The sequence below is a fragment of the Bacillus nakamurai genome, assembly GCF_001584325.1.
Taxonomy (GTDB): domain Bacteria; phylum Bacillota; class Bacilli; order Bacillales; family Bacillaceae; genus Bacillus; species Bacillus nakamurai.
On sequence record NZ_LSAZ01000041.1, the window covers coordinates 496,841 to 517,081 of the forward strand.

Annotated in this window: 18 protein-coding genes and 2 pseudogenes; 3 read left to right on the forward strand and 17 right to left on the reverse strand. The window is 47.3% G+C overall.

Annotated elements, in window-relative coordinates; all coding sequences use genetic code 11:
• Positions 1-31: 31 nt before the first annotated feature.
• The 10 genes and pseudogenes from AXI59_RS17215 to AXI59_RS17260 all read right to left on the reverse strand — a co-directional run bounded on the left by AXI59_RS17215 (position 32) and on the right by AXI59_RS17260 (position 10,110).
• Positions 32-817, reverse strand: a complete 786-nt coding sequence (locus AXI59_RS17215; protein ID WP_061528819.1) for a 3-hydroxybutyrate dehydrogenase — start codon at positions 815-817, stop codon at positions 32-34.
• Between the two features lie 11 nt (positions 818-828).
• Positions 829-1,491, reverse strand: coding sequence for a 3-oxoacid CoA-transferase subunit B (locus AXI59_RS17220; protein WP_061521202.1), 663 nt, complete (start codon positions 1,489-1,491; stop codon positions 829-831).
• Between the two features lie 17 nt (positions 1,492-1,508).
• A complete protein-coding gene (locus AXI59_RS17225; protein ID WP_061528866.1) occupies positions 1,509-2,210 on the reverse strand; it encodes a CoA transferase subunit A in 702 nt (233 codons plus the stop codon).
• 27 nt (positions 2,211-2,237) lie between these two features.
• Positions 2,238-3,662 (reverse strand): annotated as a pseudogene (locus tag AXI59_RS17230) (GntP family permease); the annotation flags it as partial.
• A gap of 278 nt (positions 3,663-3,940) precedes the next feature.
• A complete protein-coding gene (locus AXI59_RS17235; RefSeq protein ID WP_061528820.1) occupies positions 3,941-5,137 on the reverse strand; it encodes a cytochrome P450 in 1,197 nt (398 codons plus the stop codon).
• Between the two features lies 1 nt (position 5,138).
• The gene (bioB, locus tag AXI59_RS17240) at positions 5,139-6,158 is read right to left on the reverse strand and encodes a biotin synthase BioB (protein WP_061521199.1); all 1,020 of its coding nucleotides are present in this window, start codon (positions 6,156-6,158) and stop codon (positions 5,139-5,141) included.
• Positions 6,155-6,862 (reverse strand): dethiobiotin synthase, encoded by a 708-nt coding sequence (gene bioD / locus AXI59_RS17245; protein WP_061528821.1) that lies wholly within the window; start codon positions 6,860-6,862, stop codon positions 6,155-6,157. Before bioD ends, bioB begins: the two co-directional genes overlap by 4 nt.
• A complete protein-coding gene (gene bioF / locus AXI59_RS17250; protein ID WP_156476315.1) occupies positions 6,859-8,007 on the reverse strand; it encodes an 8-amino-7-oxononanoate synthase in 1,149 nt (382 codons plus the stop codon). Before bioF ends, bioD begins: the two co-directional genes overlap by 4 nt.
• Positions 7,997-9,343, reverse strand: coding sequence for an adenosylmethionine--8-amino-7-oxononanoate transaminase (gene bioA, locus AXI59_RS17255; protein WP_061528822.1), 1,347 nt, complete (start codon positions 9,341-9,343; stop codon positions 7,997-7,999). Before bioA ends, bioF begins: the two co-directional genes overlap by 11 nt.
• Positions 9,340-10,110: a 6-carboxyhexanoate--CoA ligase gene (locus tag AXI59_RS17260; protein WP_061528823.1), complete on the reverse strand. Its 771-nt coding sequence runs from the start codon at positions 10,108-10,110 to the stop codon at positions 9,340-9,342. Before AXI59_RS17260 ends, bioA begins: the two co-directional genes overlap by 4 nt.
• A 565-nt stretch (positions 10,111-10,675) precedes the next feature.
• Here AXI59_RS17260 and AXI59_RS17270 point away from each other — a divergent pair.
• The 3 genes and pseudogenes from AXI59_RS17270 to uptA form a co-directional block, all read left to right on the forward strand.
• A pseudogene (locus AXI59_RS17270) lies at positions 10,676-10,900 on the forward strand (GtrA family protein); the annotation flags it as partial.
• A complete protein-coding gene (gene galU / locus AXI59_RS17275; protein ID WP_061528824.1) occupies positions 10,897-11,763 on the forward strand; it encodes a UTP--glucose-1-phosphate uridylyltransferase GalU in 867 nt (288 codons plus the stop codon). The pseudogene AXI59_RS17270 and the gene galU, both read left to right, overlap by 4 nt.
• Positions 11,764-11,837: 74 nt before the next feature.
• On the forward strand, positions 11,838-12,428 hold the full coding sequence (uptA, locus tag AXI59_RS17280) for an undecaprenyl phosphate transporter UptA (protein WP_061521192.1): 591 nt from the start codon (positions 11,838-11,840) through the stop codon (positions 12,426-12,428).
• A gap of 72 nt (positions 12,429-12,500) precedes the next feature.
• Here uptA and AXI59_RS17285 read toward each other — a convergent pair whose 3' ends face one another.
• Genes AXI59_RS17285 through AXI59_RS17315 form a run of 7 tightly spaced genes read right to left on the reverse strand, consistent with a single transcriptional unit; the run spans position 12,501 to position 20,160 of the window.
• Positions 12,501-14,030 carry an acyl-CoA carboxylase subunit beta gene (locus AXI59_RS17285; protein WP_061528825.1) on the reverse strand — a complete coding sequence of 510 codons (1,530 nt, stop codon included), beginning with the start codon at positions 14,028-14,030 and terminating at the stop codon, positions 12,501-12,503.
• 17 nt (positions 14,031-14,047) lie between these two features.
• Positions 14,048-14,827: an enoyl-CoA hydratase gene (locus tag AXI59_RS17290; protein WP_061528826.1), complete on the reverse strand. Its 780-nt coding sequence runs from the start codon at positions 14,825-14,827 to the stop codon at positions 14,048-14,050.
• A 13-nt stretch (positions 14,828-14,840) separates the two neighbouring features.
• Positions 14,841-15,740 carry a hydroxymethylglutaryl-CoA lyase gene (locus tag AXI59_RS17295; RefSeq protein ID WP_061528827.1) on the reverse strand — a complete coding sequence of 300 codons (900 nt, stop codon included), beginning with the start codon at positions 15,738-15,740 and terminating at the stop codon, positions 14,841-14,843.
• Between the two features lie 15 nt (positions 15,741-15,755).
• Complete coding sequence (locus AXI59_RS17300) at positions 15,756-15,968, reverse strand: acetyl-CoA carboxylase biotin carboxyl carrier protein subunit (protein WP_061528828.1); 213 nt, start codon at positions 15,966-15,968, stop codon at positions 15,756-15,758.
• 13 nt (positions 15,969-15,981) lie between these two features.
• Complete coding sequence (locus AXI59_RS17305) at positions 15,982-17,316, reverse strand: acetyl-CoA carboxylase biotin carboxylase subunit (RefSeq protein WP_061528829.1); 1,335 nt, start codon at positions 17,314-17,316, stop codon at positions 15,982-15,984.
• Positions 17,317-17,337: 21 nt separating this feature from the next.
• Positions 17,338-18,978, reverse strand: a complete 1,641-nt coding sequence (locus AXI59_RS17310) for an AMP-binding protein (protein WP_061528830.1) — start codon at positions 18,976-18,978, stop codon at positions 17,338-17,340.
• Positions 18,979-19,017: 39 nt separating this feature from the next.
• Complete coding sequence (locus tag AXI59_RS17315) at positions 19,018-20,160, reverse strand: acyl-CoA dehydrogenase family protein (RefSeq protein WP_061528831.1); 1,143 nt, start codon at positions 20,158-20,160, stop codon at positions 19,018-19,020.
• Positions 20,161-20,241: the final 81 nt, after the last annotated feature.

Sequence of the window (20,241 nt, forward strand, 5' to 3'; positions counted from 1 at the left end):
AACGGGGACTTCTTGATAAATCTAGAGACGATTATTGAGCGGTATAGCCACCATCGAGAACAACAGCCTGGCCGGTGACGCCTTTCGCTTTGTCGCTGGCCAAAAATACTGCGTAATCAGCGATTTCTTTCACTGACAGAAGACGTTTTTGCGGCACCAGCGGAAAGATGACATCCTCCAGAACCCGGTCATACGGCACATTTCTTGTTTCGGAAATGTCCTTTAACTGATTGCGGACAAGCTGAGTATCCACATATCCCGGGCAAAGCGCGTTAACCGTGATTCCGTCAGCAGCGCCTTCAAGGGCGCCCACCTTCGTTAATCCGATGACACCATGCTTGGCGCTGTTGTAGGCCGACTTGCCGAAAAAACCGATTAATCCGTTAACGGACGCCATATTAATGATCCGTCCGAATTGCTGTTTTTTCATGATGGGAAACGCATGCTTCATTGCGATAAATGGCGCTGTCAGCATGACACGAATGAGCCATTCAAACTGTTCTGTGGGAAATTCCTCGATCGGTGCGATATGCTGAATGCCCGCATTATTAACGAGAATGTCGAGACGTCCGAATTGCTTCTCAACCGTTTGCAGCATGTCGACCACTTGCTTTTCATTTGTTACATCGCATGTAATGCTGACTGCTTCACAGCCTTCCTCTTTCAGCCTTGCCGCCGCTTCTTTTCCCGCTTGTTCGTTTACATCAGATATGATGACGGCGGCTCCTTCACGGGCAAATTCCTTTGCGATTTCAAACCCGATTCCTCTGGCGGCTCCTGTCACAATAGCTGTTTTTTCAATAAGCAATGAATTCATGATGCACCTCCTTATTTTTGTCTGACCCCGTTCTTTAACGACTGGCTGACAGTAAAATGACCTTCTGTTTTCTCAAAAACCTCCTCCATTGTTACACCTTCCTGCAGTTCGGTGAGTGTCATACGGCCATCGTGAAAATCGAATACAGCCAAATCTGTGATCAGCCGGTCGACCACTTGCCTGCCGGTTAAAGGCAGCGTACATTCCGTTTTCACTTTAGATTCTCCATATTTATTGACGTGCTCCATGATGACAACAATCCGTTTTGCTCCGTGGACCAAATCCATAGCGCCGCCCATTCCTTTGATCATTTTTCCGGGGATCATCCAGTTCGCCAAATCCCCTTGTTCGGATACTTCCATGCCGCCGAGGATGGCTAAGTCAATGTGGCCGCCGCGAATCATGGCAAAGGATTCGGCACTGTCAAAATACGAGGCTCCCTTTACCTCGGTAATGGTTTCTTTTCCCGCATTGATCAGATCCGGGTCCTCCGTTCCTTCCATCGGGTAAGGACCAATTCCGAGCAAGCCGTTTTCAGACTGAAGCAGGACGTTAAAATCATTCGGTATCTCATTGGCTACAAGCGTCGGCATCCCTATCCCTAAGTTCACATTCATTCCGTCCTTAATTTCCATTACAGCCCGTTTGATCATTCGTTTTCTGCTATCTCTCATTCTGTCAGCCTCCTTTATCATGCTTGCCGGACGGTGCGGCGTTCAATCCGTTTTTCATGAACCGTGCCGAGCAGCACATGCTGCACAAAAATACCCGGCGTGTGAATTTGATCCGGATCAAGCTCTCCGACATCGACGATTTCTTCAGCCTCTGCAATCGTCACTTTGCCTGCCATTGCAGCGAGCGGATTAAAATTCCTCGCCGTCTTTCTGAACATCAGGTTGCCGAGAGAATCGGCTTTCCACGCCTTTACAATGGCGGCGTTCCCTGTAATTCCTTTCTCCAAGAGATAGGTGCGTCCGTCAAATGTTTTATGTTCCTTTCCTTCGGCGACTGATGTTCCGACGCCCGCAGATGTATAAAACCCCGGGATGCCCGCACCTCCCGCGCGAATTCTTTCGGCGAGCGTTCCTTGGGGAACCAATTCGACTTCCAGCTCCCCGCTTAAAAATTGCCGTTCAAAGGTTTTGTTTTCTCCCACATAGGATGCGATCATTTTTTTGATCTGCCGATTCGCAAGCAGCAGGCCTAATCCCCAATCATCAACACCGCAGTTATTGCTGACAACAGTTAAGTTTTTCACGCCGCTGTCTCTGATCGCGAGAATTAATTGTTCCGGGATGCCGCACAGGCCGAATCCTCCTGCGATGAGGGTGTCTCCGTCCTTGATCAGTTCAGCAGCATTTTTATAAGAGTCCATCACTTTTCCTTTTCCCATATTCACGTCCCCTTTCTGTTTTGCCTGCACAAGGCCCGTCAGAGTGTAAATGGCGATGATGACAAACACAGCGGCTGTTTTAATGATGGTAATGGCAAAGATATCTCTGTAGGATTGGCGGTGGGTCAAACCGGTGACCGCGAGTGTAATGACGGCGCCATTATGCGGAAGAGTATCCATCCCGCCGGAGGCCATCGAGATCACCCGGTGCATGACCTCCGGCGGAATGTGAAAAGTATTGATTGCTTCTGTATATGCTGCTGACATCGCGCTTAAAGCGATGCCCATTCCTCCTGATGCCGATCCTGTAATCCCGGCAAGCGCAGTAGTTGTCACCGCTCCGTTGACAAGCGGATCAGTAAAGGTCTGCGATATGCCGCTGCTGACCATTTTGAAGCCGGGAAGCGCCGCGATGATGCCGCCAAATCCGTATTCGGCTCCTGTATTCATCGACGCCAGCAAGGCGCCCCAGCCCTTCCTTCAAATTGGCGAGTACTTTTTTCCAATCGAACAAAAACGTTGTGATGATACCGATGAACAATGCGAGTTCTACTGACCAGATCGCAGTGACGGAGGTAAGGTCAATCTTTCCGAACGCTTCTAAGCCGAGAGGCGCAAAATCAAATCCGTCGTGATACCAATGCGGGAGCCACATGGTGAAGCATTTGTTCATGACCCCAACAAGGATAAGCGGAACAAAGGCGAGCATTTGCTGCGTATACCGGGGACTGCCTCTTGCGGTAAACCAGGCGAGTTTTTTTCATAAGCCAAATCTGGGGATTCGTTTGCAGCGGAAACTTCAGATTGAAATCCCGCATAGCCTTCTCCTGCTTTGGCAGCTTTTTTGCGTCGCGATTCTAAATAAAGCATTCCGGCTGTAAGCACAAATACTGCACCAATCAGTCCGAGCCAGGGAGCGGCATAAATGTTTGTTTTAAAAAATGCTGTCGGAATGACATTCTGAATTTGCGGTGTGCCGGGAAGCGCATCCATTGTAAATGTAAAGGCGCCTAATGCAATCGTTCCCGGTATCAGACGCTTGGGGATATCAGCTTTGATAAATAGGTTCTTAGCAAATGGATAGACGGCAAACACCGCTACGAAAAGGCTGACGCCGCTGTACGTTAAAATCGCACCCATTAAAACGATGGCGAGAATAGCTCTTTTTGCTCCCACAAGTCTGACGATTGTTTTTGCAATCGACTCGGCGAGCCCGGATATTTCAACAACCTTGCCAAAAACAGCCCCCAAAAGAAATACGGGAAAATAGAGCTTAATAAATCCTACCATCTTCTCCATAAATATATTCGAGAAGAAAGGAAGTACGAAGCTCGGATCTGTCAAAAGCACAGCAAACAGCGCACAAATCGGGGCAAATAAAATGACTGAAAATCCCCGGTAAGCCGCAAACATCAGCAAGCCTAATGCCAATAAAATAATAATCATGTCCACAAGCACCCCTCTTTTCCGCTTAATAATGGTAAGCGCTTACAAAGAAGAATATAAACATAGGGCTTGCCAGTTTTGCGCAAAGTATCACAGCTTCATTGGGGAGACAGCCCCTGTTTCTTAGACCCGGCCGTGTTACATTGAATAATTGCTTGGATGAGGTTTTTAAGTTAGTAAGATGGTTCAGCGGAGATTTTGCTTCATAAATATTCAATTCTCTTCTCTTTTATTTATTTCCTGCAAGAGGAACCGGATTTTAAACCAGCCCCTCCTGCATAGTATCAGCCGAGGACAACGGGAAGCTCTGTCAGCGACCTGAAACCAAAAAGTTTGCGGTATTCAAGCTCAGATGCGGCCAGCCGTAGCTTAGGCATCCGCTCTAACAGTGTGAGAATTGCAATTTGGGCCTCAATGCGTGCCAATGAGGCGCCTGCGCAAAAATGCGCGCCTTTTCCGAATGCAAGATGCGGATTCGGATTTCTTTCGATGTCCAGTTTGTGAGGATGATCGAATATGCTCGGATCGCGATTGGCGGCGCCTAAAAGGATATATACCTGCTCTCCTTCTTTTATGATCTTTCCATTGATCTCGCAGTCTTCTGAAGCGGTGCGTGCGGTCAGCTGCGTCGGGCTGTCGTAGCGCAAACATTCCTCGACTGCAAATTCAATAAGCGAGGGGTTTTCCTTCAGTGCGCTAAGCTGTTCCTGGTGTTTCACTAAAGAAAGCACTCCGCTGCTGATGAGGTTTACCGTCGTCTCGTGTCCGGCTATGGCAAGTAAGATACATGCCGCGAGCACTTCCTCTTCTGAAAGCTGTTCCTGCATGATGAACTTGCTGATCAAGTCTTCCCGAGGCTGCACTTTCCGCTTGTGAATCAAGTCTTTAAAATATGCCGTCAGCTTGCCGGCGGTGTCGCTGGCTTTTACTAAAGCTTTTCTAGATCGGGTAAAATCAATGGCCTGAATGATGTCTGCCGTCCATTGTCTGAATTGATATCTCTCCTCTTTCGGCACTCCGAGTATCTTTGCGATGATGAGGCTTGCCAATGGAAAGGCAAACTCTGAAACAAGGTCCGCGGTTTTTCTGTTTTGGATTTGATCCAACAAGTCATGAACCGTTTCTTTTATACAGGGGCGAAGTGATTCCGCCGTCTTCGCGGTAAATTCTTTACCAATAATCATCCGCATCCGCTTATGGTCTGATTGATTTTTATATAACAGCATATCATGCTGGATATGTGTAAGATTTTCATATTTTGCTGATGATTCCGGAAAAGGAATGCGGTTTTTAAATCGGGTGTCTTTCAGAATCGCTGCCGCCTCTTCGTATCCGGTGACATACCAGCCCGGATATTTTAAAACGGTTCCTTTATAAACAGGATCAATGGACCGCAGTTTCTCATAAAACGGATAAGGATCTCTCCAAAAATCCGAATCAGTGAAGAGGCTTGGCTTTGGCGTATGTAACTCAGCCGTCATATTATCCCTCCGTATTGGAAGCAGCTTGTAAACTGGCTTTCATTTCTTCAACTGATTCGACCTCAAATCCTAAATCATGGAGCATCTTATGATCCTCTGTTTCATTCTGACCAGCCGTTGTTAAGTAATCTCCGACGAAAATCGAATTTGCGGCATAAAGCCCCAGCGGCTGGAGCGAACCAAGGTTGACTTCCCGGCCGCCTGAGATACGGATTTCCTTTGACGGATGAATAAATCGGAACATGGCCAAAACTTTCAAACAATAAACCGGGTTTAATTCACTCACCCCTTCTAACGGAGTGCCGTCAATGGCATGTAAAAAATTAATCGGAATGGAGTCGGCATCAAGCACTTTTAAACTTCTCGCCATATCGACGACGTCCTGTTTCGTCTCCTTCATGCCGACGATGACGCCTGAGCACGGAGACATACCCGATTTTTTAGCCGTTTGGACTGTGTTGACTCTGTCGTCATATGTGTGTGAGGTCGTAATGTTTGAATGATTTCTTTTGGATGTATTGATGTTATGATTGTAACGGTCAACCCCGGCCTGTTTCAGGCGCTGCGCCTGCTCCGGCTTTAATAGCCCAAGACATGCGCAAATTTTTAAACCGTAGGTCTCTTTAATTTCTTTGACAGCCTCAACAACTTGGTCTACTTCTCTATTTGACGGGCCTCTGCCGCTGGCGACGATACAGTATGTTCCTATATTTAAATCATGAGCGCGTTTTGCCCCTTTAAGCAATATATGTTTATCAACCATCCGATAAGACTCGATCGGCGCTTTTGATATGGCGGATTGGGAACAGTACCCGCAATTTTCAGGACACAGACCGGATTTCGCATTCATAATCATGTTGAGCTTTACTTTTTTTCCGTAGTAACGTTTCCTGATTTGAAAAGCGGCATGCATCAGCATTAAGATATCTTCATCCGGACATTCCAAAATAGCAAGCGCTTCATTGTCTGTTACTTCCGCTCCATCTAACACTTTCTCTGCAAGATCCATCCATTGATTCATCTTTCTCGCCCCATTTTCATTGGATTCATGAATAAGGACACATCTACATGCTCCTCTATCATGTTTTGAATGTTTTCAGCCGTAACGTGTTTCAGCTTTGGTGTTATTCCTAAAATCGGAACACCGCATAATGTTTCAATCATCTTTGGGTTGGTCTCTTCATCTAGCCCCGGGCGGCCGCTTGTTCCATTGATCACGATGCCGATGATGTGAAGCCCCATTTTTTTCGCATATTCAACGGTTAAATACGTATGATTAATCGTCCCGAGATCAGGCCTTGTTACAATGACAACCGGCAATTCCAAAGCTTTTATGAGATGACTGACTAAGTAATCCTCTCCCAGAGGAACTGAGATTCCGCCTGCTCCCTCAACTATGAAACAATCATGCTTATCTTTTATATTCCTCCAATGATTGATGACCTCTTCCATGCCGACGGACCTTCCTTCAAGCATTAAAGCAACGTGCGGAGCAAGCGGCTCTTTGCATTCAAAGGGAGTAATGTCCTCATGAGAGAGGCATGTTTGTGACATTTGTTTCAGCAAGGATGTGTCGCTTTTCGGATGGCTGCGCGGCACTCCGCTTAAAAACGGTTTAAATACCCCGACATCGACACTCTTTTGTTTGAATAAAGCGGCAAGGCCGCAAGATATAACGGTTTTTCCCACTCCCGTATCTGTTCCTGTAACAAAAAAACTCTTCATTTGATCATGTTCAACTCTTTTCCAGTGAGATAAAACGCCTCTAACAATTCGTCTATGTCCCTTACGCTGCGGTCAGCGGTGACTGTCAGCCTTATTCTGCTTTCTCCTTCCGGAACAGTCGGCGGACGAATGGCCGGCGCATAAATTCCCTTTTCCTCCAGGCTTTTTGCAAATAAAACAGCTTCTTGAGCACCCCCGATTATGACGGGTATGATCGGAGTATCTCCTCGCTTTAAGCTGAATCCCATATCTTTGAGGCGTGTTTTTATCATCTTTACAGATGACTGCAAATGGCGGCGTGTATCCTGAAGGCCTTCTATAATGTCAAAGGCTGTATATGCAGCGGCACAAACCGCCGGCTGGACGGCTGTCTGAAAGATAAACGTTCTGGCATGATTCAGCAAGAAATCGATTAATACTTTCGAACCTGCGGCAAAACCGCCTTCTGTTCCGACGGCTTTACTTAAAGTGCCGATCACAACATCAGGGGAAACGCCAAAATATTCACTCGTTCCTCTGCCGTGTTCGCCTAAAACCCCTGTTGCATGTGCGTCATCCACAATTACAAAAGCCTGATATTCTTTTGCAAGCGGAATGATCCGGTCAAGAGGCGCAATCGTACCGTCCATGCTGAAAACGCCATCTGTGACAATAAAGCGCCGCTGATCACCCTGTACAGCTGCAAGCTTTTCTTCCAGATCACCCATATCAATGTGGCGATAAACGATCGTTTCAGCTTTTGACAAACGGCATCCGTCAATCAGACTGGCATGATTGAATTGATCGCTTAAAATGACGTCTCCTTTTTCAGGCAATGAAGAAAGTACGCCGATATTCGCCAAATATCCGCTTGAAAACAACAGAGCCGCTTCCGTCTGTTTAAAGTCTGCAATTTTCCGTTCGAGTTTCTCATGCCAGACAGTATTGCCCGTCGTTAACCGCGAACCGCTGCTTCCCGCTCCAAATTGGCCCAATGCCGTTTTAGAGGCCGTTATCAATCGTTCATCATTTGCCAGCCCCAAATAATCATTTGAGGCCCAGATCATGTGAGATTGAAGTACAGGGTCCCTCGTCCGTAAAGTCCGATACAGCCCGGCTTCTTTCGTCATGTCCAGCCTTCTGGTTAACAAGCCGTCAAAATTCACGGCTTGTAACCTCACGGATCGCTTCTTTCATGATGGATACCATCGCTTTCAGTTCTTCGGTTGTGCTGGCGAGCGGTGGAAGAAAGGCTACTACGTCTCCCAGCGGTCTCGTCAGCATGCCAAGCTCTCTCATTTTTAAAGACACTTGGTATCCGACCCGCTGCTCAGGAGGATAAGGCTGTTTTGTTTCTTTTGTCTGAACAAGCTCTATACCGGCCATCAAACCGAGCTGGCGGACATCGCCGACGTGAGGAAGCGATGTCAGGTCATGAAGAAGCAATTCCGCCGTTTTTGATTTTTCGGCAACCTGTTCAACGATGCGTTCAGCTTCAAATAAACGTAAATTTTCAATCGCTACCGCACAGCCGAGCTGATTTCCTGTGTACGAATGGCCGTGATAAAATGTTTTTCCTTTTTCATAGTCGTCGTAGAATGCTTCGTAAATCGCTTCTGTCGCAAATGTGACGGCAATCGGCAAATAGCCTCCTGTAATTCCTTTTCCTGCCGCCATTAAGTCAGGCTGAACGTTTTCATGCTCACAGGCAAACATTTTCCCGGTACGGCCAAACCCCGTCGCCACTTCATCAACAATCATTAAAACATCGTATTTTGTACAAAGCTGACGCACACCTGACAAAAATCCGTCAGGCATGACAATCATGCCGGATGCTCCTTGAACCATCGATTCAATGGTAAGCGCAGCTATTTCTCCGTGATGCTCCGTAAGCAGCTGTTCGAGCGCTTCTAGGCATTCATCGCGGCACTGTTCCGGGTCACCGCTTTCCGAACGATAAACATAAGGGATCGGAGCCTTGAAGCTTTCAAACATAAGCGGTCCGTATACATGGTGAAAGAGTTCGATTGAACCGACACTGACAGCTCCGATCGTATCGCCATGGTAGCCGTTTTTCATAGAGATGAATTTTTGCTTTTCCGGTTTCCCTCTATTCTTCCAATATTGAAATGCCATTTTCAGAGCAATTTCCATTGCTTCCGCTCCGCTGTCAGAATAAAAGACACGTGTCAGCTTATCTGGGGTGATGTTGATTAACATTTCGGCAAGCTCTGTCGCCGGGACATTCGTCATGCCCAGCAACGTCGAATGAGCGATTTTTTCAAGCTGTTTTTTAATGGCCTCATCTAATTCTTTTTTGCGGTGTCCGTGCACATTGAGCCATACCGAAGAAAATCCGTCATAGTATTCCTTGCCGTTAATATCTTTCAACTTGATTCCGTTTCCGCTTTCGATGATTAGTGGATTTTCATCGTAATCTTTCATTTGTGTAAAAGGCAGCCAAAGATATTTTTTGCTTTTTTCAATAATCGATTGCCTCATCTTTTCTCCTCCCGCTGAATCAGTACTGGCTGTTTTTCTAAAAAATTGATGCAGCTGTCCGTATCTATGAATCCATCAACAAAAAAAATCCGGCAGCCGCTTTCGTCTCCGGCGTCTTTCATTTTTGTGATCCGCTGATAGCCCATCTTTTTACCAGAAACGTAGCCTGTTATGTAATCAGGGTCATCTGACCAGCACAGTTCGGCCGCAATATTTGGATGCTCACAAACCTTTGCCGCGATGGCAAGCGCCTCCTTTATTCGGGAATTTGCCGCCATTCCGTGTTCGGATGCCCATTGATGAAAATCGGGTTCCGGCCAATCTATGCGGGAGACCCGAACACCCTTTTCGTTTCTGTCATCAATTCGTTTTCCTGAACGGATATCAAACAAGACGGCGCCCCTCACTTCTGAGTATGCAGCAATGTCCAGAAACGCTTTATCAATCATATTTTCGGGAATGTCTGCCTTTTTTAGAAGTTCTCGCGCGAGCGCTTGTCCTTTTTCTGCTGTATCGACTTCATTGGTTTCAACGGGCAAAGGGTGAATCGACCTGATCGGTTCGTTTATGCCTTCAAATTGAATCTGCATAAAATCCGGTGTTCCCCTTGAATGGGATAAGCCTTTATGTAATAGGTCGTTGACCGCTTGGTTCAAGCCGCTGAAAGTGATGAGCCGCTCTCCTCCGGATATATGTTTTCCGCCCTTTTCATGAGAGCCATGTTGGGAAGCTCTCATTCTGACACTGTAATATTTTTCTCCCAGCATCCTTTTTGTCCCCCCTTCTGTTTACAACTAAATGTTAACCTAAAACAAATAATAGTTAACACTTTATATAGAATATTAGTGTGCCTTCCCAAATATGTCAACATAAACTCTGATTTTCCCAGTGCAGACGGGTTGGCATCAAAAAAAGACAAAAGAGAATGAAAGGCCTCTTTTGTCTTTTCGCTGAGATAAAATCATAGTGTTCAAATGGAATAGATGTGCGCAGGCTGTCCGTTAGCATCATACTCTTTATCGAAGAATATCCAGCGTTGCCCGAAGCTTTTCCCTCTTGATTCAGGGGCGGTATACAAACAGGCAAACCACGGCATTATTTCCTGCCGGTTGATTAAATCATTTTTTAATATGTCCCGATAAGCGTGCCTTTTTTTCGGCATGCAGTATGCAATCATCATAAAACTGATAATTGAAGTCAACAAACTTTTTCATTTTTTGTTCATATTTTAGTAATTGTTTATTCAACACTGTCCGCTAAAGTAATCACTATCACCAATAAAGACAACTATCAGCAATTTGTTATGAAGGGAGGGCAAAATCGTATGCCATTATGCTGAAAGAAAAACTAATGACGTTATGCCGTTTTTGCACGGTCGGCGTCGGCAATACTTTGATTGATTTCGGTGTCTTCTTTCTTCTCGCCGCTTTTCATGTCCCTTATCTGCTGGCGCAGGTCTGTTCCTATACGGCGGGTGTCGCAAACAGCTATGTATGGAACCGGAAATGGACGTTTCGTGTAGAGCATAAGGCTGACGGGAAGGAGATTGTCTTATTCCCGCAGCGGGATTAGGAACGAGATTTTTACCGGCGACAAAGGCGCAGCCGAAGGAGATGCTTCCGATCGTTGATAAACCCGCTATCCAATATATCGTAGAAGAGGCCGTCCAATCAGGGATTGAGGATATCTTAATCATTACAGGAAGAAACAAGCGCTCGATTGAAGATCATTTCGACCGCTCAGCGGAGCTTGAATTTAATCTGAAGGAAAAAGGCAAAACGGAAATGCTTGAGGAAATGCAGCAGATCGCAAACTTGGCCAATATTCATTATATCCGCCAAAAAGAGCCGCTCGGCTTGGGTCATGCGGTGCTGTGCGCGGAGCATTTTATCGGCGACGAACCATTTGCCGTTCTCTTAGGTGATGATATCATGGTGTCTGATACTCCCGCTCTTTTGCAGCTGATAGACGTATATGATCAATACGGCACTGAGGTGGTCGGCGTCCAGCCTGTTGAGCCTGCTGACGTCAGCAAGTACGGCATTATTCAGACGCCGCATCACAAGCAGCATGTGTATCAGGTTGAGGATTTGGTTGAAAAGCCGTCTCCCGATGAGGCGCCTTCCCATATCGCGGTAATGGGCCGCTACGTATTAAACCCTTCCATTTTTCAAGTTTTGAAAACAATCGGAAGAGGTGCGGGAAACGAAATTCAATTAACCGATGCGCTGCGGGAGGTGTGCCGCAGCCGCAGCATCTATGCACGGGAGCTTGAAGGGAGCCGTTTTGATATAGGCGATAAGCTCGGCTGCTTTATGGCGAGCACGGAAATCGGACTGATGCGGGGTGAAATGAGACCGAAACTTTTATCTTATTTAGAAGAGGTTTTAAAAAGAGAATCTAAAGAAATAATGAGATAAAAAATAATTTGTAACCATTTTGCTTGTCAATCAGTCATATAATTGGGTAAAAAGATAAAGAGGTTGTGAACAATGTGGGCAATTTTATTAGTGAAATATTATCCTGGCTGACAAGTATGGGCTATTTAGGGATTGCGATCGGATTGATGATTGAAATTATTCCGAGTGAAATCGTATTGGCTTACGGAGGCTACATGGTATCAGAAGGCACGATCACTTTTATCGGCGCGATTATCGCCGGCGTGATCGGAGGTACGATCGCGCAGTGCTTTATTTACTGGATCGCCCGTTACGGCGGCAGGCCGTTTTTGGACAAGTACGGCAAGTATTTGCTGCTGAAAAAACATCATATTGATGTCGCTGAAAACTGGTTTCGAAGATACGGCGCCGGAGTGGTGTTTTCGGCACGTTTTATTCCCGTCGTGAGACACGCGATTTCCATCCCGGCAGGTTTGGCGAAAATGCCGTTTTCCAGATTTGTCATATTGACGACGCTGGCGATTATTCCGTGGTCTATCATCTTTGTTTATCTCGGGTATCAGCTCGGCGGACAGTGGAAAGATGTTGACAATTATGCGGGAATGTATACAACGCCGATCATTATACTGGCTCTCGTATTTATTGTTGTATACTTTATCATCAAGAAAATGAAAGCCAGACACTAAAAAACGAGACTGCATAGAAGAACGGTTTTTGACCGGACTCTATGCAGTCTTTTTTTACGAATTTCCAGCATTTTATACAGGATAAACGGGATGTTTCCGGCGGGTGAATGTCATTTGTTTGGACATGTAGGCTGTCAGCCGCTGATTGAGCTCCGCGCGCAGTGAATCAGCGGGAACGATGCCGTCAATCACCATTTCAGAGGCAAGGCGGTAAAGGTTGATGTCTTCTTTGTATTCGTCACGTTTTTCTTGGATAAAGGCAGCCCGGTCTTCAGGAGAAAGTTCGTTGATTTTGTTTGCGTACACCGCATTAACCGCGGCTTCCGGTCCCATTACGGCAATTTGCGCCGTCGGGAGCGCTAAGCAGCAATCCGGTTCAAATGCAGGACCCGCCATCGCGTATAAACCGGCCCCGTAGGCTTTTCTGACGATGACTGAGAGCTTCGGCACGGTCGCTTCCGCCATTGCAGAAATCATTTTTGCGCCATGGCGGATAATGCCGGCCTGCTCAACCTTCGTTCCGATCATAAAACCGGGTATGTCAGCTAAAAAGAGGAGCGGAATATGAAATGCGTCGCACAGGGCGATAAATTTAGCCGCTTTATCCGCGGAGTCGAGAAATAAAACCCCGCCTTTCACACGCGGCTGGTTGGCGATGATGCCGACCGGCTGTCCGTGAATTCTTGCGAGCCCCGTAATTAATTCCTGCGCAAATAATGCTTTTATCTCAAAAAAGGAATCCTCATCGATGATCCGTTCGATTAAGTCCATCATGTTGAACGGCGCGTTTTGATGTGTTGGAATCACGTCTGAGAGCGGTTTTTCAAATACTTTTGGCTGTCTGGAGCCGCTTACGGGAGCTTTTTCTGTATAATTGGCCGGGAAGTAAGTGAGATACGTCTGCGCCAATTCAATTGCTTCCTGTTCCGTTCGGGCCAGTATATCTCCGCAGCCTGAAACGGAGCAATGCATGCGAGCCCCTCCCATTTCTTCAAGTGATACTTTTTCGCCGATTACCATTTCAGCCATGCGCGGAGAACCTAAGTACATGGAAGCATTGCCTTCCACCATGATGACGATGTCGCAAAATGCCGGAATGTATGCGCCGCCTGCCGCAGATGGGCCGAACAATAAACAGATTTGCGGAATGCGTCCCGACAGCTTTACTTGATTGTAAAAGATGCGCCCTGCTCCCCTTCGTCCCGGAAACATGTCGACTTGATCCGTGATTCTCGCACCTGCTGAATCGACTAAGTATAAAAGCGGGCATTGCAATTTTTCCGCCGTCTCCTGAATGCGAATGATTTTTTCCACTGTTTTCGCGCCCCAGGAGCCGGCCTTTACGGTTGAATCGTTTGCCATGACACAGACCGTTTTTCCATTGATGGTCCCGATTCCGGTAACGACTCCGTCAGCCGGCAGCCCGTCTGACATGCATTCGGCAAAAAAAGCGTCCTCAAACGCTATGCCGTCATCAAATAAAAGCTTCAGCCTGTCTCTGACAAAGAGTTTCCCTTTCTTTTCGTTGCTTGCATGATACTTCTCCGCTCCTCCCTTTTCAATGGTTTTGCTCCGTTCCTGTCTTTCTTTTTCGTAATCCATCCGATTCCCTCCATGTTTTATTTCCCTTTATATTCAGGGAGTCTTTTTTCTTTAAAGGCGCGCAAGCCCTCTTCTCTGTCAAGAGTCGGTATGACCGTTTCGTAAGCTTTTCGTTCAATGTCGAGTCCTGTATTGAGATCGGTCTCTAAGCCTTTATTTATAGCGGATTTTGCTTGTCTGACGGCAATGGGGCCGTTTGTGGCGATCCGGCTGGCTAATGTTTTCGCTTGTTCCATGAGTTCTTCTGGATCACACACATGCTCGATCAGTTTGATCTCTTTTCCTTCTTGTGCTGAGATGCGCCGTCCGGTGTAAATCAGTTCTTTTGCCGCACCGGGCCCGACGAGCCGAGGCAGTCGCTGCGTCCCTCCCGCTCCCGGAATAATCGCTAACCCTGTTTCCGGGAGACCGAGACGGGCATGGCTTGTGGCCACTCTGATATCACAGGCGAGCGCCAGTTCAAGACCTCCTCCGACCGCGGTTCCGTTTAAAGCCGCAATAACCGGCTGCGGAAGGGATTCAATAGAAGAAGCGGTTTCTCCGATGCGTCCGACGCTTTGTTTAACTTGTTCGTGATCCATTCCCGCTCTTTCTTTCAAATCAGCGCCCGCGCAAAATGTGTTTCCAATGCCTGTAAGAATGACGCAGCGGATAGATGGTGTGTTTTTAAGATGGCGGATGGTGCTTTGTAATTCATCAATCATTTGTGATGACAGCGCATTTGCGGCTTGCGGGCGGTTCAGCGTGATCAGGCCGATTGTTTCTTTATATGGTGAAAATAGGACGTGATCTCCCATGGCTTCTCCTTTCTCATTTTGTTTTAAAAGCTTGCAGATTTCTGCTTGGCAGGCTTTTTCCGATTTTTTTCTCTATCCATGCAGCGGCCGTGAGAAGTTTGTTCAGATCCGTTCCAGTGTCGATTCCCATTTGTTCGAGCATATAAATGACATCTTCTGTGGCGGCATTTCCAGCTGATCCGGGGGCATACGGACAGCCGCCCAGACCGCCTGAAGAGGTATCAAAGGATGTAATCCCCATATCTAGGGCGGGAATGATATTGGCGAGTGCCGTGCCTCTTGTATCATGAAAATGCAGCGCGATTTGCGAGGCGGAAAACCTTGGCAAAAGGGTTTCAAGAACGGTTATGACCTGTACAGGGTTTGCCGCGCCGATTGTGTCACCCAGCGATAGTTCATCAACTCCCATTTCGAGCAGTGTCTCTGACAGGCGCACGATTTGCTCGATCGGCACGTTCTGTTCATAAGGGCAGCCAAACACCGTAGACAGATAAGCCCTTGTTGCCAAATTTGCTTCTTTCGCCTCAGCAATGACCTGTTTCAGCTGCTGAACGGTTTGGTCAATCGGTTTGTTTACGTTTTTTTGATTATGGGTTTCACTTGCTGATAAAAATACACAAGCCTGATTGATTCCGCCTTCTATCGCACGTTCCAGACCGATCCGGTTGGGGACGAGTGCCGCGTAAACCGTGTTTTCTGATCGTGTGATGCCCTTTGCGACTTTCAGCCCGTCCCGAAGAGCCGGAATCCATTTGGGGTGCACGAAGGAAGTCACTTCAATGTAAGGCAGGCCTGTCTGTGACAGCATGTTGATCCACGTAATTTTATCCTCTGTTTCCACCCATGCCGATTCATTTTGCAAGCCATCACGCGGTCCTACTTCATTGATGCGGACATGCTTCGGACATTTCATGCTGCACCTCCTTGTTTATTGAAGCTCTATCAATACCTCTCCTTCATCCGTAAAATCACCTTCATTTTTTTTCACTTCTTTTACGGTTCCCGCGGTATCTGCAATAATCGGAATTTCCATTTTCATAGATTCCAGGATAGCGACTTCCTGGCCTTCCTTAATGATATCGCCTGCTTTGACATGGATTTTCCAAAGGTTCCCCGCCATTTGAATCTTTATGACACTCATCTTGTGAGCCTCCTTATTTCGCTGATTCTAAAAAACCGGTCGTTGCTTCGCCCTTTTCAAAAGCTTCTGAATGGGCAATCTTCTTAAGCAGCGGAATATTGGTTTTGATTCCTTCTACATGATATTCGCGAAGAGCGGTTTTCAGTTGTTCAATCGCTTGTTTTCTCGTTTCCCCCGTGACAATCATCTTAGCGATCATCGGGTCGTAAAAAGGGGAAACGGTGCTCCCTTTTGCGACGGCGCATTCATGTCTGACTGCTGGGTGCTGTAAGACGGAAAAGGACGAGATGGTTCCGGGTGACGGATAAAAGGTGACGGGGTCCTCTGCATAAATCCGCACTTCTATCGCATGCCCGCTGTGGGTAATGTCCTGTTGGGAGAAGGACAATGCTTTCCCTGCCGCGATTTTCAGCTGCTCTTCTACGAGATCAAATCCCGTAATTTCCTCTGTTACCGGGTGCTCGACTTGGAGCCTTGTATTCATCTCTAAGAAATAGATGTGTTTTTCTTGATCTACGAGAAATTCAATCGTACCTGCATTGCGGTAGCCGATCGATTTGGCGGCTTTTACAGCGGTTTCGCCGAGCCTTTGCCGCAATTCGCCGTCGACAAAAGGAGAAGGTGCTTCTTCTATCACTTTTTGGTGGCGTCTTTGAACAGAGCAATCACGTTCAAACAAATGCACGGTGTTTCCCAAAGAGTCTGCGAGGATTTGAATTTCGATATGACGGGCGTTTTCAATGACTTTTTCCATATACATCGAGCCGTCTCCGAAGAAGGACGCGGCACGCTTTTGATTCCCTTCAAAGGCTTTTACCAGCTCATCTTCTGTATGCACAAGCTGCATGCCGATTCCGCCTCCTCCGGCTGAAGCTTTCAGCATGACCGGAAAACCGATGGCACGGGCTGCGGCCAAGGCTGATTGAACATCAGGCAAGGGCTCAGAGACGCCGGGCACAATCGGGACTTTCGCGTGTTCCATCGTTTTTCTGGCTTCTATTTTGCTGCCCATCTTTGTGATGATAGAGGCCGGGGGGCCGATGAAGGTTATATTTTCTTTTTGGCAGCGTTCAGCGAAACGGCTGTTTTCTGACAGAAGGCCGTAGCCTGGGTGGATGGCGTCTGCCCTTGCTTCTTTTGCGGCCTCTATGATTCTATCGATATGTAAATAGCTTTCATTTACTCTCGATTTTCCGATCGGATAAGCCTCATCTGCGGCTTTTGTATGCAGTGCATTTTCGTCGGCTTCTGAATATACAGAAACCGTGGGGATGCCGAGACGTTTGCATGTGCGAATAATTCTTAAGGCGATTTCTCCTCTGTTGGCAATCAGGACTTTATTAAACAAATGTGAAGCCCTCCCTTATCGTTAACATAACTTAAGCTCTTCCATCGTTTTTTCTCTCAGCTTGAATTTCTGAATTTTCCCTGACGCTGTCATGGGATACTCATCAGTGAATAAGACATACCGGGGCACTTTGTAGCGGGCTATTTTTTCTTTGCAGTATGCTTTAATGTCCTCTTCTGAAGCGGTTTGTCCCTCTTTCAGCCTGATCCATGCAGCAGCTTCTTCTCCGTATTTCGGATCAGGCACTCCGACGACTTGGACATCGGCTACTGCGGGGTGACGGTAAAGTAATTCTTCAATCTCCCGCGGATAAATATTTTCTCCGCCCCTGATCAGCATATCTTTTAATCGCCCTGTGATCCGGCAGTATCCGTCTTCGTCCATGACAGCCAAGTCACCGGTATGGAGCCAGCCGTCAGTGTCAATGGCTTCTTTTGTTGCTCCTTCGTTTTTGTAGTAGCCTTTCATGACATGGTATCCGCGGGTGCATAGCTCTCCCTGTTCGCCTCTAGGCACTTCATCCGATGTTCCGGGGCGCACGATTTTGATCTCGATATGCGGCAAAGCGCGCCCAGCCGTTTCTACTCTTCTTTTGAAGGAATCATCCGTTCTGGTTTGCGTAATGACCGGTGACGCTTCCGTTTGTCCGTAGGCAATCGTAATGTCTGTCATGCCCATTTTGCCGATTACTTCTTTCATGACCTCCGCCGGGCATGCAGATCCGGCCATAATTCCCGTTCTGATGTGAGAAAGGTCGTATTGAGAAAAACGGCTGTTATGAAGCAGGGCGATAAACATTGTCGGAACGCCGTGCAGCGCCGTACAGGCTTCTTGTTCTGCCGTTTTCAGTACGGTCTCGGGTGAAAACTGTTCTATGGGTATCATCGCCGCGCCTGCTGACACACATGCCAGTACGCCGAGCACGCATCCGAAGCAATGGAAAAACGGCACGGGGATACATAAGCGGTCACTGGACGTAAGTTTCATACATTCTGCAATATTGGCTGCGTTATTTACGATATTAAAATGTGAGAGCATGACACCTTTCGGAAATCCGGTCGTGCCTGATGTATACTGCATGTGGATGCAATCATCTTTTTCCAGGCTGTCCATTCTCCCGTCAAGCTCTTCATCCGTCACGGATTTAGCGTCCTCGAGCAATAAATCCCATTGATACATTCCCGGCGGGCTTTTATCACCGATGAATAAAACCGTTTGTAAAAACGGATAACGCTTTGAGCGAAGCCGCCCGGGGTCGGAATGCTTCAGCTCAGGAATCAGTTTATTCAAAATATCGGTATAAGATGTCTGCCGGTATGACTCCATGATGATGAGAGCAGAAACATCTGAATGGGTAAGCAGATAATCCAGCTCAGCGATCTTAAAGTTTGTATTAATCGTGACCAGAACGGCTCCGATTTTCGCCGTGGCAAATTGCGCGGCCAGCCATTCCGGTATATTGGATGCCCATATGGCCACATGATCTCCTTTTTGAATCCCCAGCTTCATGAGGCCTTTTGCTGTTTGGCGGCATAACAGATTAAACTCGGCATACGTATAACGAAGACCGCGATCGGGATAAACAACGGCGTCATGATCGGGCACCAGTTCGGCAGTCCGCTCTAATAGCCTGCCGGCTGTCAAATGGATAAGGTCAGCCATATGATCCGCCTCCTTTCACTGTCGGTAAACGTTTTCATTTTATTTCAGCAGCTGTCTTGCGATTACCATTCTCTGAATTTCTGAAGTTCCTTCGCCGATTTCCATCAGCTTCGCGTCACGAAGCATGCGTTCTACCCCGTATTCTTTCATATAACCTGATCCGCCGTGAATTTGAATGGCCTGAAGGCATGTTCTGACAGCCATTTCTGATGCAAACAGCTTGGCGTAGGCCGCTTCTTTTGTAAATTGGAGGTCCTGATCTTTCAGCCAGGCCGCTTTTAATACCATTTGTCTGGCGAGCTCAATTTCCATTGCCATATCCGCAAGCTTAAATTGAATCGCTTGAAAAGAGGAGATTGAGCTGCCGAACTGCCTGCGTTCTTTCGCGTAAGACAGCGATGACTCCAGTGCTCCTTGAGCGATGCCGACAGCAAGCGCCGCGATGGAAATCCGGCCGCCGTCCAATGTATAAAGGAATTGTTTAAAGCCCTTTGAAGGATCGCCAAGCAGATAATCAGCGGGAACCCGGACATCTTCAAGCAAAAGCTCGGCGGTATCCGATCCTCTGACGCCCATCTTGTCGTAAGGATTAGTAATTGTAAATCCCGGTGTGTCTGTCGGGACGATGAGGGCTGAGATGATATTTTTTCCTGCCTCGTTTTTGCCGGTGACGGCTGTGACAATAACCGTGCGGGCGTAATTAGCGTTTGTGATCCAGCATTTCTCTCCGTCGATCACATATTCATCGCCCTTCCGCTCTGCTTTTGTCTGCGTTCCCCCCGCATCTGAGCCGGCGTTTGGTTCTGTCAGCCCGAATGAGCCAAGCGCCTTTCCGGAAGCAAGCGGGAGAAGGTGTTCTTGTTTTTGCTGTTCTGTTCCGAAGTAATATAAGGGGCTTGCGCCGAGTGACACGGCTGCCGCATAGCTTAACCCTGTACTGCCGCAGGCTTTTCCGATTTCTTCAACGGCTAATGCATAAGAAACGGTGTCGCCGCCCGATCCGCCGTAAGCTTCCGGAAACGGAATTCCGAGCAGCCCGAGCTCGCCCATTTTTTTAAATGTATCAATCGGGAAGACGGCTGATTGGTCAACCTCGTGTGCTTTCGGGGCAATTTCTTTTTTGGCGAAATCTCTGACCATTTCTCGCACCATCTGCTGTTCTTTTGTCAGTTGAAAATTCATTGACCTTCCTCCTTCTGCTGCTTTCTACATTTTATTAATGGGGGTCTTTATTCATTCCATCCAAATGAAGTCTGAATATTC